Consider the following 15359-nt stretch of genomic DNA (forward strand, 5'->3'; position numbering starts at 1 on the left):
TCTGCGGGTTGAGCTCGTCGAAACCCCTCAGCCCCGAGTCTCGACAGGCTCAACCAACAGTTCGGCCGATTAGAGCATCGCCATGATCTGCCGGGCGATCATGCGCCCCGCGCGGCTCGCACCGATCGTCGAGGCCTGCGGACCGTAGCCCGCGAGGAAGATCCGCGGGTCGCTCCACGCCGCGCCCTGGCCGACCGTGACGCCTCCGGCCTTCTCGCGGAGCTTCAGCGGCGAGAGGTGGCGCAGCTCGGGCCGGAAGCCGGTCGCCCAGATGATGACGTCGGCACGGGCCATGCCCGACTCTTCGCCCTCCCAGACGACCCGGTCGCCCTCGATGCGGTCGAACACTGGTCGCGCGACGAGCAGACCGCGCTCGATGCCCGCGGCGATGCGCCGGCTTCGGGGCACCCCGGTGCCGCTGACGATCGACGGCAGCGCACGACCCGAGCGCGCGGCCTCGTCTTGCATGGCCACCGCAGCGGATGCCCCGTCGAGGTCGAGCTCTTGGCGATCGAGCCAGTCGATCGGCCGGCGCGAGACCCACGTGAGCCCTGCTGCGACATCCTCGAGTTCGAGCATGAAGCCGATCGCGGAGGTGCCGCCGCCGACCACGACGACGTGCTTGTCGCGGAAGTCCTCGGCCGCGGTGTAATCGGAGGTGTGCACGTGCCGGCCGGCGAACTCGGTCATGCCGGGGTAGTACGGCACGAACGGCGAGCCCCATGTACCGGTGGCGTTCACGAGGAACTGCGTCGCGAGTTGATGCTGCGGCGCTGACGGGGCTTCGGGCTCTTCGAAGGTCTTGCGCCGCCGCCCGAAGAGACCGCGCGCGGCCTTCTGCTCTTCGAGCGCGAATGGTTGCGGGGTGATGTCTTCGTAGCGCACGAGCAGATCGACGCCGTCGTTGGAGACCTGCCGTACGTTCATGGGCCGTCGCACACGGAGGTCGAAGTGTTCTTCGAACCGCCCGTAGTAGTCGGCGACGACGTCTTTGGCGGGCAGGTTGCGGTCGGCGGTCTCGAAACTGAGGTCCAGTTCGGCCATGCCGGGCAGGTCGTTCACCCGGTGCGCGGTTCCGAGCCTGAGCGATGACCAGCGGTGCTGCCAAGCCCCGCCTGCGCCAGGCGCCCGGTCGAGCATCACGAAGTCTTGGTCGGCGACGAGCTGGAACCGGCGTAGGTAGAACGCGACCGACAAGCCGGCCTGGCCGGCGCCGATCACTACGACCTTCACGCGTTCAGGGCTCGTCATCACCTGACAATCTCAGCACGGGTTGCTGTGTGCTCGCAGCACACGCGCTGAACGCCGGCATCCGACCGACAGCACGCCTGTGGAGGACGCCGAGCGCCCCGAGTCCGGTGCTAAACTGGCGGCCGGACGATTTCATTTATCAGATGAGCGCCGGGTGACGAAGACATCCCACCCGGCCAGATGCCGTAAGGGGGTCACGCATGGGGCGCGGCCGTCAGAAAGCCAAGCACACCAAGGTCGCTCGGGAGCTGAAGTATTTCAGCCCGAACACCGACTACAACGCGCTTGAGCGCGAGCTCACCAGCTCGCCGCATGACGATTACACCGAAGAAGCGGCGAAGTGGGCGGATTACTCCGCCGACGACGACGACACCTACGTCGCGGGCGACGAACAACGCGCCTGACAGGCGCTGTCATCACCGACCTTCCCTCACGGTCTTCGTCACACCGGCCCGAGGGCGGCATGCGTAGGCTCGCGACATGGCCGAGTTCGTCATCCTCGTGAACGGTGTTCCTGGTGCCGGAAAGTCGACCCTCGCCGCTCCGTTGGCGCACGAACTCGGTGTGCCGCTCGTGTCGAAGGACGCGATCAAGGAGGCCCTCGCCGATGCGGTCGACGCGCGACTGCCCACCTCGCGGCTGGGCGCCCTCGCGTCCGACGCGATGTGGTCGATCGCGGCGATGCTCGAAGGCACCGTCATGATCGACTCGTTCTGGGCGACCGGGCGCGACGAGGCCTTCCTCCGCGACGGGCTCCGAACCGTCGGCAACCCGCCGGGCCTGGAAGTGTGGTGCCACGCTCCTGCCGACGTGATGCGTCGTCGCTTCACGTCACGACAGAGGCATGCGGGCCACACCGATGCGGGGCGCCTGGCCGAGTGGGACGAATGGAGCGCGACGGCTCGACCGATCTCGGACTTGCCGATCCTCGATGTCGAGACCGAGCATGCCGTCGACGTCGGCGCCGTGACGGGCGAGATCACGGGGCTGCTCTCGCCCGCCTCAACGCGAGCGGCGACACACACGCCCACAGAAGTCGCTGCGCCTCAGGAGGCGCCGCGCCACCCGGCCGCCGTCTCGACGAAGCGCTCGAGTTCCGCGAGTGAGCCCGTCGGGTTGATCGCGCGCAGCACGATCTCGTCGACCGCGCCGTCATAAGCCGAGAGACCCGCCGCGTCGGTGATCGTCGCGTCGATCGCGCGAATGCCGAGGCGGGCGAAGTTCGCCGCGTACGAGGGCACGGTCTCGTAGCGTTCGGCCTCGACTTCGAGCGCCGGGCGCGCATCGGCGTCGGTGATGGTGCGCACGTAGAGCACGCTGCTCACCTGCCGCGATCCGGCCGCGGCGCGGAGCTCTCGCGTCGCGTCGGCGGCCACCGACGGCGTGAGCCAGTTGAGGACGACCCCGTCGGCCTGCTCAGCCGCGAGTCGGCGCATGCGGGGGCCGAGTGCGCCGACCATGATCGAGACGTCACTCGCTTCGCGAAGCGAGGCGATGCCCCGCTCGACGAGCGCGAGCGAGCGGGCGGCTCCACCTGAGCCGACGCCGATCACCGTGCGCTCGGCCGGAAGGCCGGCGAGGTCGAGCGAGTCGGCTGGCCGCCGGTCGAGCGGAATCACCCCCGTCGCGAGCCGGAGCGAGTCGGTGACGCCGGCCGCGACGCGAAGCCCGGCAAGCGAGTCGCCGCCGGGGATGTCGTTGAGCCACAGCCCGGAGAACCCGAGACGCTCGATGCGCGGTGCCAGCGCCCGGACGATCGACGCATCGGTGGTGCCGGTGAGCCCGATCGAGACGGAGGTGCGCATGATGATCGTCAACCCCGGTCAGCTCGCGTAGGAGCCGACGAGGCGCACGGCGCCGCCGTCGACGCCCTTGGCGCCCTGCTCCCAGCCATCGACATCCGCTTCCTGAGCTTGGCCTGCCCTGAGCCCGTCGAAGGGTCGAAGGGCGCCGATCGTCACGGTGCCCGCCTGCCAGGCCGGCAGGCCGAGGGCGCCGAGTGCCGAGATGACGGATGCCGCGGCATCCGCTCGCACGACGGCGAAGAAGCCGATGCCGAGGTTCCAGGTGCCTTCGGTCGACTCGAGCGTGGTGCCCGCGAGGTCGTTGAGCACGCGGAACACGGGCGCAGGTGACCACGTCGAGCGGTCGAGTTCGACCCACGAACCGAGGGGCAGCACGCGTGCGAGGTTCGCGGCGATGCCACCGCCGGTGACGTGCGAGAGCGAGTGCACCGCATCGCCGTGCGGGCCGGCGAGCAACTCGACGAGCGGGCCCGAGTAGAGGCGTGTGGGCTCGAGCAGGGCCTCGCCCCAAGTCGAGCCGAGATCGTCAGAGCGATCGGCGAAGTCGATCTCAGCCTGTCGAAGCACACGGCGCACGAGTGAGAAGCCGTTGGAGTGCAGGCCGCTCGAGGCGATCGCGAGCACGACGTCGCCTGACTCGACTCGTTCGGCGCCGAGCAGCTTGTCGGCCTCGACCACCCCGACCGCAGCGCCTGCGACGTCGTAGTCGTCTTCGCCCATGAGCCCGGGGTGCTCGGCGGTCTCGCCGCCGACGAGCGCAGTGCCCGTCTCGGCGCACGCCCGGGCGATGCCCGTGACGATCGCGGCGATGCGCTCGGGTACGACCTTGCCGCACGCGATGTAGTCGGTCATGAAGAGCGGCTTCGCGCCGACCACGACGATGTCGTCGACGACCATGCCCACGAGGTCTTGCCCGATGGTGTCGTGCTTGTCGAGCGCCTGGGCGATCGCGATCTTCGTGCCGACGCCGTCGGTCGAGGTCGCGAGCAGCGGCCGCGTGTAGTCCTTGGCGAACGAGAGGTCGAAGAGCCCCGCGAAACCGCCGAAGCCGCCGACCACGTTCGGCCCATGCGTGGCGGACACCGCCTCTTTCATGAGCTCGACAGCGAGATCACCCGCGCGCGTGTCGACTCCGGCAGCGGCATAGGACGAGTTCGAGGTCACCCGTCAAGCGTACCCGCGCACCGCGCGCCGATCCGTGCCGCCGATCGAGGCGAGGACTAAAATGCTGCCATGCAGCCGGGGGGCACACCATCGTGGGTGATCCGTGAGAACGCGGGTCGTCCGGTACTCCTCGCCCTCTATCTGCGCGAAGTGCTCTCGATCGCCTCGCCCGTCGAGCTCCCGCGGTTGCGCGACGTCGGCGCGGTCGGCGACCGCCTCGAGATCGACCAGCACGACCTGCTCGAGCGCCAATGGCGCGCCTGGTGGGCGATGACCGTCGAGCCTGAGGCGCATCCGTCGCCCGTGCCCCTCGAACTCGTCGATGAGTTCGGTGCGGACGTCGCGCTGCCGCTCTCCGAGGCCGAAGTGCTCGCCGCCGCGATCGTGCCGCACGCCGAGGCCGCACGGGCGTGGGCGGATTGGGCGCACGAGGGCTACCGCACCGCTTCAGCTTCGCGCCGCGGCGATTCGTACCGCGCCTACGCCGGCACGATCGCCGAGCACGAGCGGGAGGTCGGGCGTCGCGCCCACTCCTTCGAGCTGAACGTCGAGGTCGTGCCCTTCGCGACGGCCGGCGTGTGGTGGATCGGCGCGATGACCGTCGCAGTCACCGATTCGCTGCGGTCGGATGCCTCGGCGTTCGACGACGCCATGCACCCGATCATCGCCGAGCTCGCATAGAGTCACGCGGGTTGAGGAAACCCCGCCAGGGCCGTCTCGAAACCGCGAGACGGATGTCGAGCGGTTTCGAGACGCTCGCTGCGCTCGCTCCTCAACCCACAGAATGAGACGCTCGCTGCGCTCGCTCCTCAACCCACAGAGTGAGACGCTCGCTGCGCTCGCTCCTCAACCCACAGAGTGGTGCCAGACTCGAGGGCATGAGCATCTGGTTCGGCGAGCCTTCACTGGAGTGGGCGAACTCACGAGACGACACCATGATCCGGGCGATCGGCATCGAGATGACCGAGGTCACGGAGCATTCGCTGAAGGGTCGCATGCCCGTCGACCACCGCACGCGCCAACCTGGCGGAGTACTGCACGGCGGGGCATCCGTCGCCTTCGCGGAGACGCTCGCGAGCTGGGGCGCGAGCTTCACCGTCGACCCCGAGAAGCACTATTGCGTCGGCATGGAGATCAACGCGAACCACACGCGCCCGGTGGCCGACGGCTGGGTCTACGGCGAGGCGACGCCGCTCACGCGCGGTCGCACCACCCAGGTATGGGAGATCAAGATCACGGATGCCGCTGGCAAGCTCGTGTGCATCTCACGCTGCACGATGGCCGTGCTCGCGAAGCCCTCTGAGTACTGAGCGTTCGTTCGTTGCTCAGGCAGCTCCCACGCGCACGTATGGGAGGATTGAGGCGTCCTGCTCGGACGCTTCCCCCACCTTCGAGGAGCCATCGCTCGCATGTGCGGCATTGTCGGCATCGTCTCCACTGAGCCCGTCAACCAGCAGATCTACAACAGCCTGCTCCTCCTGCAGCACCGCGGCCAGGATTCGACCGGCATCGCGACCGCCGACGGCCCCGTCTTCCACATGACGAAGGCACGCGGCCAGGTGCGCGAGGCCTTCCGCACCCGCGACATGCGTTCGCTCATCGGCAACATGGGGCTCGGGCACGTTCGCTACACGACGAAGGGCGCAGCCGAGCGCGAAGAGGAGGCGCAGCCGTTCTATGTGAACGCGCCGTACGGCATCACCCTCGTGCACAACGGCAACCTCACGAACACCCGCGAGCTCTCGAGCGACCTGTTCTCCATCGACCGTCGTCACGTGAACTCGACGAGCGACACCGAGATGCTCCTGAACGTGCTCGCGACCGAGCTGCAGAGCCAGATCACGGGTCTCGACCTCGACCCCGACCAGGTGTTCGCCGCGGTCGAGCACGTGCACCAACGCGTCGAGGGCTCTTACGCGGTGATCGCGATGATCGCCGGCTACGGGCTGCTCGCCTTCCGCGACCCGTTCGGCATCCGCCCGCTGATCCTCGGTCGGCGCAGCGCCGCCAACGGCACCGACGAGTGGATCGTGGCATCCGAATCTCTCGTGCTCGAGAACGGCGACTACGAGATCGTGCGTGATGTCGAGCCCGGCGAGGCGATCTTCATCGGCCTCGACGGCGCGATGATCTCGAAGCAGTGCGCAGCCAACCCCGTGCTCGTGCCGTGCTCGTTCGAGTACGTCTACCTCGCCCGCCCCGACTCGATCATGAACGGCATCTCGGTCTACGAGGCGCGACTTCGCATGGGCGACCGGCTCGCGACCACGATCGCGACCCACATGAGCAAGGGCGACATCGACGTCGTCATGCCCATTCCCGACTCGTCGCGCCCCGCCGCGATGCAGGTCGCGCAGAAGCTCGGCATCGAATACCGCGAGGGCTTCTACAAGAACCGGTACGTCGGCCGCACCTTCATCATGCCGGGCCAGGCCGAGCGCAAGCGCTCGGTGCGCCAGAAGCTCAACGCCATGGGCACCGAGTTCAAGGGCAAGAACATCCTCATCGTCGACGACTCGATCATTCGCGGCACGACGTCGAAGGAGATCGTCGACATGGCCCGCCAAGCCGGCGCCAACAAGGTGACGTTCACCTCGGCTGCGCCGCCGGTGCGGCACCCGCACGTCTACGGCATCAACATGCCCTCGCGTCAAGAGCTCATCGCCTACGGCCGCAAGATCCCCGAGATCGCCACCGAACTCGGCGCCGACCACATGATCTACCAGGAGGTCGCCGACCTGCAGGCCGCGATCACCCAGGGCACGTCCATCGAGCAGCTCGACCTGTCGTGCTTCACGGGCGACTACGTCACGGGCACCGTCACCGACGAATACCTCGGCTGGGTGGAGCGCACGCAGCTCTCCTGAGTCGAGCGGATGCCGCGGCATCCGTCACCCGTTCACTCGTCGACGCGGTGCGTGGTTTCGTGTTCGACGGCGACGGATGCCGCGCGCCGCGAGGAGACCCGGTCGATGACGAGTGCGACGACCGCCCCGAGTGCGACGCCGACTGTGGCGCAGAGGAGCAGCAGGAAGCCGAACACCTGGCCCTTGTCGAACTCGTCGTTGTCGGGGAAGACGACGGTGAGGATGATCGCGACGACGATCCCGACCAGTGCGCCCAGCGCGAGGAACCGCGGGTAGCGCGGTGCGCGCCGCACGGCGACCGTGTCGCGTGTGACGTCGGTCTCGAGCGGTTCGGGCTCGACGGGGACTCCGCCGACGCTCACCACGCGGTAGTGCTCGGGCGTCTCGGGAGAGTTCTGCGTGTCGCTCACCCCTCTATTGTCCCGCACCTCGCTGGAAGTGGCACCCGGTACCTGTTCAGCCCCGCTCAGCTGAGGGCCACGACCGCTGAGAGCGCTGAGAGCGCTGAGAGCGCTGAGAGCACGTCGACGACGGGGTCGCCGAGCAGATCGGCGCCGTTCACTTGGAGGGCGCCGGGTTGCGGAAGACCGGCAGCACCTCGGTGAGGTCGGCACGCTGGCCAGAGGCGTGCACCCGCCCCGCCGCCCGAGCGTCGACCCACGAGAGCGCGCCCGTCGCGAGGGCGAGCCACGTCGAGGCATCCGTCTCGACGACGTTCGGCGGAGTGCCGCGCGTGTGCTTCGGGCCCGCGACGCACTGCACCGCGCCGAACGGCGGCACCCGCACCTCGACGGTGCCGCCCGGCGCCTGCTCGGCGAGCAGCTGCAGCGAGTAGCGCACCGCAAGTGCAAGGGTCGAGCGGTCGACGGATGCCGCGGCATCCGTGCCCTCGACCGTCAACGCCTGCACGGTCGCAACCGCCGCCTGTCCGATCTCGTCGCCGATCCTCGCCCGTGCCATGCCTCCATCCTGAACTGTTTTCAGGAGTTTCTGCACGAAACCGGCCGTTTTCCGGCCGACATCCGCATGCGGGACCAAAATCTCCTGAAAAAGGGTGATTGGGCGGATCGGGTAGCCTGAACCGGTGAGAATCCTGGTCCTCGGCTCGGGCGCGCGCGAGCACGCCATCATCCTCGCGCTCCTCGACGAGGAGGCCGGGCACGAGATCATCGCGGCACCGGGCAACGCGGGCATCGCGGCATCCCACACCTCCTCGGCACGCGGCAGCGTGACCACGATCGCGCTCGACCCGACCGACCCCGGGCTCGTCACCGACTACGCCCTCGACAACGACATCGAGTTCGTCATCATCGGCCCCGAGGCACCGCTCGTCGCCGGCGTCGCCGACGCACTGCGCACCCGCGGCATCGCCGTGTTCGGGCCGGGCAAGGCGGCCGCCGCCCTCGAAGGATCGAAGACCTTCGCCAAGCGCGTCATGGAGGCGGCCGACGTTCCGACCGGCCGGGCGAACCTCGCCGAAACCCTCGACGACGTCCAGGCGACACTCGACGAGTTCGGCGCCCCGTACGTCGTGAAAGCCGACGGGCTCGCCGCCGGAAAGGGTGTGCTCGTCACCGACGACCGCGTAGCCGCCGTCGCACATGCGGCTCATTACCTGCAGCAGGGCCCCGTGCTCATCGAGGAGTTCCTCGATGGTCAAGAGGTCTCGCTCTTCCTCCTCTCCGACGGCACCAACGTGTTGCCGCTCTCGCCCGCACAGGACTACAAGCGTCTGCGCGACGGCGACGCCGGCCCCAACACCGGCGGCATGGGCGCGTACTCGCCGCTGCCGTGGCTCGACGACGCCGACGACGGCCGCGGCGGCCGCTTCGGCAGCGAGCACGCCTTCGTCGACGAGGTCATCGAGACGATCGCGCTGCCGACCGTGCGCCAGCTCGCCGCCGAGCAGACTCCGTTCATCGGACTGCTCTACGCGGGGCTCATCCTCACTTCGCGCGGCATTCGCGTGATCGAGTTCAACGCCCGTTTCGGCGACCCCGAGACGCAGGTCGTGCTCCCCCGCCTCGACACCCCGCTCTCGGGCCTGCTCTACGCCGCGGCAACCGGCGGGCTCGGCTCACTGCCGCGTCCGGTCTTCCGAGCGGATGCCGCGGTGACGGTCGTGCTCGCGAGCGAGGGGTACCCAGAGGCCCCAGAGACCGGGCGCCCGATCGAGGGCATCGAGGGCGCGACAGCCGTGCCCGGGGTGCACCTCGCGCACGCGGCGACCGCGATCGGTGCGGCGACCGACAGGGCCTCCGACTCCGGCGATCTGCCGCTCATCGCCACAGGCGGCCGCGTGCTCAATGTCGTGGCCGTCGGCGACGGTTTCGCCGAGGCGCGCCGTCGCGCGTACGAAGCGCTCGGGCATCTGCGCCTCGAGGGCGGCCAATACCGCACCGACATCGCCGCTCGCGTCACCGAGTAGCTCGACCGAATTCGCGCACGCTCGTAAACTGGGGCGGTGAGCGATTCGCAGGAATACCCCGGCTGGACCCACGTCTACTCGGGCAAGGTGCGCGACCTGTACGTGCCGACCAAGGTGCTCGACGACGACGACACCTGGACGGGCGATCCGCTGAGCCTCTCGCCCGTCGTGCTCGTCGTCGCGACCGACCGCGTCAGCGCCCTCGACCGGGTGCTCTCGCCCGCGATCCCGGGCAAGGGTGCGATGCTCACGACCCTCACGCACTGGTGGTTCAATCAACTGCCCGAGGTACCGAATCATCTCGCGCACCCCCTCGACGATCGACTCCAGTCGCTCGAACTACCCGAGGTTCCGGCTGAACTCGCCGAGCGGGCGGCGCTGTGCCGCACGCTCGACATGTTTCCCGTCGAGTGCGTCGTGCGCGGCTACCTCACGGGCGCGGGCTTCAAGGAGTACCAGGCGACGGGTGCGATCGGCGGCTTCCCTCTGCCCGAAGGACTCGAGAACGGCGATCGCCTGCCCGAGCCGATCTACACTCCCGCGTGGAAGGCGCCGGTCGGCGAGCACGACGTGAACGTCTCGTACGAGCGCACCGTCGAACTCGTCGGCGACGTCGTGGCCGCACAACTGCGCTCACTGTCGCTCGATATCTTCGCCCGCGCTTCGGTGATCGCCGAGGCGCGCGGCCTCATCCTCGCCGATACGAAATTCGAGTTCGGTGCCGATCGCGCCACCGGCATCGTGACACTCGCCGATGAGGTGCTCACGAGCGACTCGAGCCGCTACTGGGATGCCGCGACGTACGCCACCGCTGCGAGCCCCGAGCTGCGCATGGCGAGCTTCGATAAGCAGCCCGTGCGCGATTGGCTCGCCGCGAACTGGGACGAGGATGTCTCGGAGCAGCCCCCGACGCTCCCCCACGAGATCGTCGAGCAGACCGCCGCGCGCTACCGCGAACTGCTCGACCGCTTGACGTCCGGCGTCTGACCTCCGGCGCTTCGCACGGGCGCTCGCCGTCCCGCGCTCCGCTCCGCTCGCACCGTCGGGTGTCGAATCGCCGCCCGCCCGTTCGTCGCTCCCTTGAGGGTGCTGCTCCCGGCACCGAGGAGGCAGCATGTCCACGTTCGAGCAACTCACCGATATGGCGGCGATCGACGCGATCGCGGTGCGCTGGCTCGTCAGCCAACGGGCAGTGGCGATCCGTTCACGCGATACGGAGTACCTCGCGTCGCGCTACACCGACGGCGCGGTGACCTTCGGCGTCGCTCCGCCGCTCGACGCCCGCGGCGGAGAAGCCCCGCACGTCGCCTGGCTGCACCTCTGGTTCGCCCAGTTCCGCGGTCGCATCGGTTACGAGGTGCGCGATCTCACCGTGAGCGTCGCAGGCGAGGTCGCGTTCTGCGTCAGCCGCGACGAGTTCACGGCGCGCTCGAGCGGTCGACGGCGCGAGACCGTGCGCTTCACGACGACGCTCGGACTACAAAGGGTGAACGGAGTTTGGCGCGTCGCGACCGAGCACCTTCGCATCGGGCAGGATGCCGGGCGCTCGTCGGGCGGGAAGAGACGCAGGCGCGCATGAGTGCGGCCTCGCACGGCAGCCTCGCAGTGCGCGGCCTTCCCGGGATTCGGCCGAGTCCGGCGCTCGATCAGCCGTGTTCGCCGCCGCCGGCAGATGCCGCGGGGGCCGTGTCTTCTGCGGCATCCGCGGCACCGGCGGCACCCGCGGCACCCGCAGCGAATGCGGCCAGGAGCGTTGCCGAGATGAACCGTGCGGCGTCACCGGGCTCGAGTCGGCCGGCGGCGATCTCGTCGGCCGCACCGTGCATCACGACATGGGTGGTCGCCAGGAGCCAGGCGACCGGAAGATCGGTGCGGAACGCACCTTCACGCTGCCCGCGCTCGAGCAGTCCGCGCAGGCGCGACTCCGCATTCTCGTGGAGCTCACGGATTCTGGCGGGTGGCAGTTCCTTCTGCGCTGCAGCGAGCAGCGCGCGTGATTGATCCACGAGCGTCCAACTGGTCTCGATGAGCTGACGGAACACGGCGGTCGCATCGCCGTCGAGGTCGACGTTGCTCAGAATGCCTTCGCCACGGGCGAGCACCTCGACGAGAGCGGCCTCGAGCAGTTCGGCGCGGGTCCTGAAGTGCCCGTACAGCGTCATCCTTCCGACGCCGGCAGCAGCGGCGATGTCGCCCACCGAGGCATCCGGATTCCTGCGCAGTTCGTCGACCGTTGCCTGCAGGATGGCCGCGCGGTTTCGCTGGGCATCGGCGCGCACGTTGGCGCCCCGTCGATCCACCGCTGCGGGAACGCTTGTGGTCGATGCCATCGCGTCGCCTCCTCGGTTTACAACTCGTACGGGAATGTATGAGTTAGTCTATCGGTTACAACTCGTACACCCGTGCTTGACTTACAGATTGGAAGAATCATGGACGGCTACCCCAAGCGCTGGCGAGTGCTCGCATTGCTCGGCATCGCACAATTCATGCTCATCCTCGATGTGACCGTGGTGGCGATCTCCCTCCCGTTGATGGGCGCCGATCTCGACCTCAGCAGGGAGGCGTTGACATGGGTGGTCAGCGCCTACACGCTCACGTTCGGCGGACTGATGCTGCTCGGCGGCCGAGTCGCAGACCTCATCGGGCCGCGCCGGCTCGTGCTCGTCGGCCTGGCCGTGTTCACGGTCGCATCGTTCGCCGCCGGCGCTGCGCAAGACCCCGTCATGCTGCTGGCCGGCCGTGTCGGCCAAGGCCTCGGCGCCGCGATGCTCTCGCCCGCCGCCCTCTCGATGGTGGTGCGGATGTTCGAGGGCGACGAGCGGAACCGGGCTCTCGGCATCTGGTCCGCCCTCGGCGGCGGTGGCGCGGCAGCCGGCGTACTCGTCGGCGGGCTCCTCGCCGCGGGCCCCGGGTGGCCGTGGGTGTTCTTCATCAACGTGCCGGTCGGCATCATCGTGTTCATCGTGCTCACCCGGCTCCTTCCCGCCCTCCCTGCGGCAGCGATCGGGGCCGACCGTCGCGCCGACGTGCTCGGCGCGCTGCTCGTGACCGCCGCAACCGGATCGGTGATCTACGCACTCATCGGTGCAGGCGAGATCGGATGGCTCGCCCCGCAGACCTGGATCCTGTTGGCAACCGGCGCGGTGCTCTACCTCTTGTTCGGCTGGCGGCAGAAGACGGCGGCCTCTCCGCTGCTCGACCTCGGGCTGCTGTTCCGCCGCCCCGTCGTCGCCGGCACGTTCGTGATCGCCATCGCCACCGCGCTCATGGTCGCGGTGTTCTTCCTCGGATCGTTCTTCCTCCAGGGCCACGCTGGCCTCGGACCGCTCGTGACGGGTCTCCTGTTCCTGCCGGTCGCGCTGGCGACCATGCTCGGTGCGAACCTCGGCGGCCGGGTACTCGGTCGCACGGGCGGCCGCGCGCTCGCGATCATCGGCCTGGTCATCGCCGCCATCGGACTGTCCATCCCGGTCGTCTTCCCCAGCGTCGCAGGCGTCGTGATCGGAGTGAGCCTCGGCTCGGCCGGGATCGGCGCGTTGTTCGTGGTGGCAGCGGCCACTGCGCTCGGTCAGGTCGCACCGCATGAGGCCGGCGTGGCGTCCGGCATCGTGAGCACGTTCCACGAGTTCGGTGCCTCGGTCGGCGCTGCGGTCATCTCGAGCGTGGCCGCAGCGAGCCTCGTCAGTCAGACCACCGGCGGATACGTGACCGCCTTCATCGTCGCAGCCGCGGCCGCGTTGGTTGCAGCGGTCATCGCCGGGGTCCTGATTCCAGGCCGCAACCCGGCAAAGGCGAACGTCGTCTCGGCGGGCTGAACCGGCACATCTCATGCGCGCCCGCCGATCGAGCGAGTCGGCGGGCGCGCCGCCGCATCGGAGGATGCCGGGCGGGTTTGCGCTCTGGAGTTTGCGCTCTGGGGTTTGCGCTCTGGAGTTTGTGCCTCTGGAATACGGGCGCCGCTGCATCCGTTACTATTAGTTGTGATTACAACCAATGGCCATCCGGGCGGAACCGGCCTCCTCGCCGCCGATACCGGCATGGGCGCCGTGACGCTGCGCGTCGGCGACCTCGACGCCATGATCCGCTACTACCGCGACGGCGTCACCCTCGAGCTGCTCAGCCACGACGGCCCGGTCGCCGTACTCGGACGCGGCACCACGCCGATCGTGATCCTCGAGCATGCACCCGAGCTGAAGCACGCGAGCCCCCGCGACGCCGGCCTCTTCCACACGGCGATCGTCTTCGACACGCGCGAGGCACTCGCCACCGCGATCTACGCCGTCGCCTCGAAGTACCCGGGCACCTTCACGGGCAGCGCCGACCATCTCGTGAGCGAGGCCTTCTACTTCACCGATCCAGAGGGCAACGGCGTCGAACTGTACTTCGACCGCGACCGCTCGCAGTGGAGCTGGGTGCACGGCACCGTCGAGATGGCGACCCTGCATCTCGACCCCAACGAGTATCTGCGTGAGCACCTCACCGAGGGCGCAGCGGATGCCGCGGCATCCGGAATCGGCATCGGCGACGCCGTCGTCGGCCACGTGCACCTCTCGGTCGGCGACGTCGCGAGCGCCCGTGAGTTCTACGTCGAGCGGCTCGGCTTCGAGACCACGGCGAGCATGGGCGACCAGGCACTGTTCGTCTCGGCCGGCGGCTACCACCACCACATGGCGATGAACACCTGGAACAGTCGTGGTGCCGGCCGCCGCAGCCTCGCCCTCGGACTCGGCAAGGTCGAGATCGTGGTGCCGACCGCCGACGACCTCGGCGCACTCGGCGAGCGGATGTCGCACGCTCGAGTCGCCACGCGCGACGACGGTCGCACGCTCGCGTTCGACGACCCGTGGGCGAACCTCGTCGAGGTGCGCGCCGCCGACTGAGGCGGGGCAGAAGGCGACAGCCGGGCAAAGAGCGACACAGCCGGCGGAGTGCCCCGTCCCCGTGGCTAGGCTGGAGCCGTGACTGAACACGAGAGCGCGGTCGACGGCGTCGAAGCGAACACCCGCACGATCGAGGCATCCGTCGTCACCGACTTCAGTGATCGCATGAGCTACGGCGGGTACCTCGACCTGCCCACGCTGCTCTCGGCGCAGCGGCCGATCTCGCGGCCTGAGCACCACGACGAGCTGCTGTTCATCATCCAGCACCAGACCACCGAGCTGTGGCTGAAGCTCGTGCTGCACGAGCTCGAGACCGCGCGCGACCTGCTGCGCGCCGACGAGCTCGGCCGGGCGCTCAAGTGCATCGCCCGCGTCAAGCACATCCAGAAGACGTTGACCGAGCAGTGGTCGGTGCTCGCGACGCTCACACCGACCGAGTACGCGCAGTTCCGCGGAGTGCTCGGCAACGCGAGCGGCTTCCAGTCGTACCAATACCGCGCGGTCGAGTTCGTGCTCGGCAACAAGAACGCGAAGATGATGCAGGTCTTCGAATCGGATGCCGCGGCGAGCGTGATCCTCCGGCACGCGCTCGAGTCCCCGAGCCTCTACGACGAGTTCCTCCGGCTCCTCGCTCGCGCCGGGTACCCCGTGCCCGTAGAGATCCTCGAGCGCGACGTGACGCAGGCGTGGACCTTCGCCCCCGAGCTCGTGCCGGTCTTCGCGACGATCTACGCGAACACCGATGAGCACTGGGCCGCGTACGAGACGTGCGAAGAGCTCGTCGACCTCGAAGACAACTTCCAACTCTGGCGCTTCCGTCACCTGAAGACCGTCGAGCGCATCATCGGCAACAAGACCGGCACCGGCGGCTCGAGCGGTGCGTCCTTCCTGCGCCGCGCCCTCGACCTCACCTTCTTCCCCGAGCTGTACGCCGTGCGCACGGAGATCCCGGGCTGACGCCATC

The 15359-nt window shown here is 68.8% G+C and carries 17 protein-coding genes; 11 read left to right on the forward strand and 6 right to left on the reverse strand.

Annotated features, from left to right (window positions below; translation table 11 throughout):
• Positions 1-69 precede the first annotated feature (69 nt).
• Complete coding sequence (locus AC1C2T_RS01660) at positions 70-1251, reverse strand: FAD-dependent oxidoreductase (RefSeq protein WP_495384016.1); 1182 nt, start codon at positions 1249-1251, stop codon at positions 70-72.
• A gap of 200 nt (positions 1252-1451) precedes the next feature.
• Between AC1C2T_RS01660 and AC1C2T_RS01665 the strand changes: the two genes are divergently transcribed.
• Positions 1452-1655, forward strand: coding sequence for a DUF3073 domain-containing protein (locus tag AC1C2T_RS01665; RefSeq protein ID WP_495352418.1), 204 nt, complete (start codon positions 1452-1454; stop codon positions 1653-1655).
• 76 nt (positions 1656-1731) lie between these two features.
• Positions 1732-2409, forward strand: coding sequence for a P-loop nucleotide/nucleoside kinase family protein (locus AC1C2T_RS01670; RefSeq protein ID WP_495384017.1), 678 nt, complete (start codon positions 1732-1734; stop codon positions 2407-2409).
• Here AC1C2T_RS01670 and AC1C2T_RS01675 read toward each other — a convergent pair.
• Entirely contained in the window at positions 2298-3056 is a 759-nt protein-coding gene (locus AC1C2T_RS01675; RefSeq protein ID WP_495384018.1) for an LLM class oxidoreductase, read from the reverse strand. The two genes, AC1C2T_RS01670 and AC1C2T_RS01675, sit on opposite strands and share 112 nt — an antisense overlap.
• An 18-nt stretch (positions 3057-3074) precedes the next feature.
• Positions 3075-4220, reverse strand: coding sequence for a phosphoribosylformylglycinamidine cyclo-ligase (gene purM, locus AC1C2T_RS01680; protein ID WP_495384019.1), 1146 nt, complete (start codon positions 4218-4220; stop codon positions 3075-3077).
• A 69-nt stretch (positions 4221-4289) separates the two neighbouring features.
• Here purM and AC1C2T_RS01685 point away from each other — a divergent pair, with 69 nt between their 5' ends.
• From AC1C2T_RS01685 to purF, 3 genes are all read left to right on the forward strand, one after another.
• Positions 4290-4901, forward strand: coding sequence for a zinc-binding alcohol dehydrogenase (locus AC1C2T_RS01685; protein ID WP_495361935.1), 612 nt, complete (start codon positions 4290-4292; stop codon positions 4899-4901).
• A gap of 197 nt (positions 4902-5098) precedes the next feature.
• The gene (locus AC1C2T_RS01690; RefSeq protein ID WP_495384020.1) at positions 5099-5530 is read left to right on the forward strand and encodes a PaaI family thioesterase; all 432 of its coding nucleotides are present in this window, start codon (positions 5099-5101) and stop codon (positions 5528-5530) included.
• A 99-nt stretch (positions 5531-5629) separates the two neighbouring features.
• On the forward strand, positions 5630-7087 hold the full coding sequence (purF, locus tag AC1C2T_RS01695) for an amidophosphoribosyltransferase (RefSeq protein ID WP_495384021.1): 1458 nt from the start codon (positions 5630-5632) through the stop codon (positions 7085-7087).
• A 32-nt stretch (positions 7088-7119) separates the two neighbouring features.
• On the opposite strand, the gene AC1C2T_RS01700 is transcribed toward purF, so the two are convergent.
• Both AC1C2T_RS01700 and AC1C2T_RS01705 read right to left on the reverse strand, forming a co-directional pair.
• Positions 7120-7497, reverse strand: coding sequence for a hypothetical protein (locus AC1C2T_RS01700; protein WP_495361932.1), 378 nt, complete (start codon positions 7495-7497; stop codon positions 7120-7122).
• A gap of 148 nt (positions 7498-7645) precedes the next feature.
• Positions 7646-8047 carry a sterol carrier family protein gene (locus AC1C2T_RS01705; RefSeq protein ID WP_495361931.1) on the reverse strand — a complete coding sequence of 134 codons (402 nt, stop codon included), beginning with the start codon at positions 8045-8047 and terminating at the stop codon, positions 7646-7648.
• A gap of 124 nt (positions 8048-8171) precedes the next feature.
• Between AC1C2T_RS01705 and purD the strand changes: the two genes are divergently transcribed.
• From purD to AC1C2T_RS01720, 3 genes are all read left to right on the forward strand, one after another.
• Positions 8172-9515, forward strand: coding sequence for a phosphoribosylamine--glycine ligase (purD, locus tag AC1C2T_RS01710; RefSeq protein ID WP_495384022.1), 1344 nt, complete (start codon positions 8172-8174; stop codon positions 9513-9515).
• Between the two features lie 36 nt (positions 9516-9551).
• The gene (locus AC1C2T_RS01715; protein WP_495384023.1) at positions 9552-10502 is read left to right on the forward strand and encodes a phosphoribosylaminoimidazolesuccinocarboxamide synthase; all 951 of its coding nucleotides are present in this window, start codon (positions 9552-9554) and stop codon (positions 10500-10502) included.
• Positions 10503-10629: 127 nt separating this feature from the next.
• The gene (locus AC1C2T_RS01720; RefSeq protein WP_495384024.1) at positions 10630-11094 is read left to right on the forward strand and encodes a YybH family protein; all 465 of its coding nucleotides are present in this window, start codon (positions 10630-10632) and stop codon (positions 11092-11094) included.
• A 67-nt stretch (positions 11095-11161) separates the two neighbouring features.
• Here the strand turns inward: AC1C2T_RS01720 and AC1C2T_RS01725 are convergent, their stop codons facing one another.
• Positions 11162-11845 (reverse strand): TetR/AcrR family transcriptional regulator, encoded by a 684-nt coding sequence (locus AC1C2T_RS01725; protein WP_495384025.1) that lies wholly within the window; start codon positions 11843-11845, stop codon positions 11162-11164.
• 99 nt (positions 11846-11944) lie between these two features.
• On the opposite strand from AC1C2T_RS01725, the gene AC1C2T_RS01730 reads away from it, so the two are divergent.
• The 3 genes from AC1C2T_RS01730 (at position 11945) to kynA (ending at position 15352) form a co-directional block, all read left to right on the forward strand.
• Complete coding sequence (locus tag AC1C2T_RS01730; RefSeq protein ID WP_495384026.1) at positions 11945-13330, forward strand: MFS transporter; 1386 nt, start codon at positions 11945-11947, stop codon at positions 13328-13330.
• Positions 13331-13552: 222 nt separating this feature from the next.
• Entirely contained in the window at positions 13553-14395 is an 843-nt protein-coding gene (locus AC1C2T_RS01735) for a VOC family protein (RefSeq protein WP_495361991.1), read from the forward strand.
• A gap of 78 nt (positions 14396-14473) precedes the next feature.
• Positions 14474-15352, forward strand: a complete 879-nt coding sequence (kynA, locus tag AC1C2T_RS01740; protein WP_495361925.1) for a tryptophan 2,3-dioxygenase — start codon at positions 14474-14476, stop codon at positions 15350-15352.
• Positions 15353-15359 lie beyond the last annotated feature (7 nt).

The sequence above is a fragment of the Agromyces sp. Y558 genome (assembly GCF_059445415.1).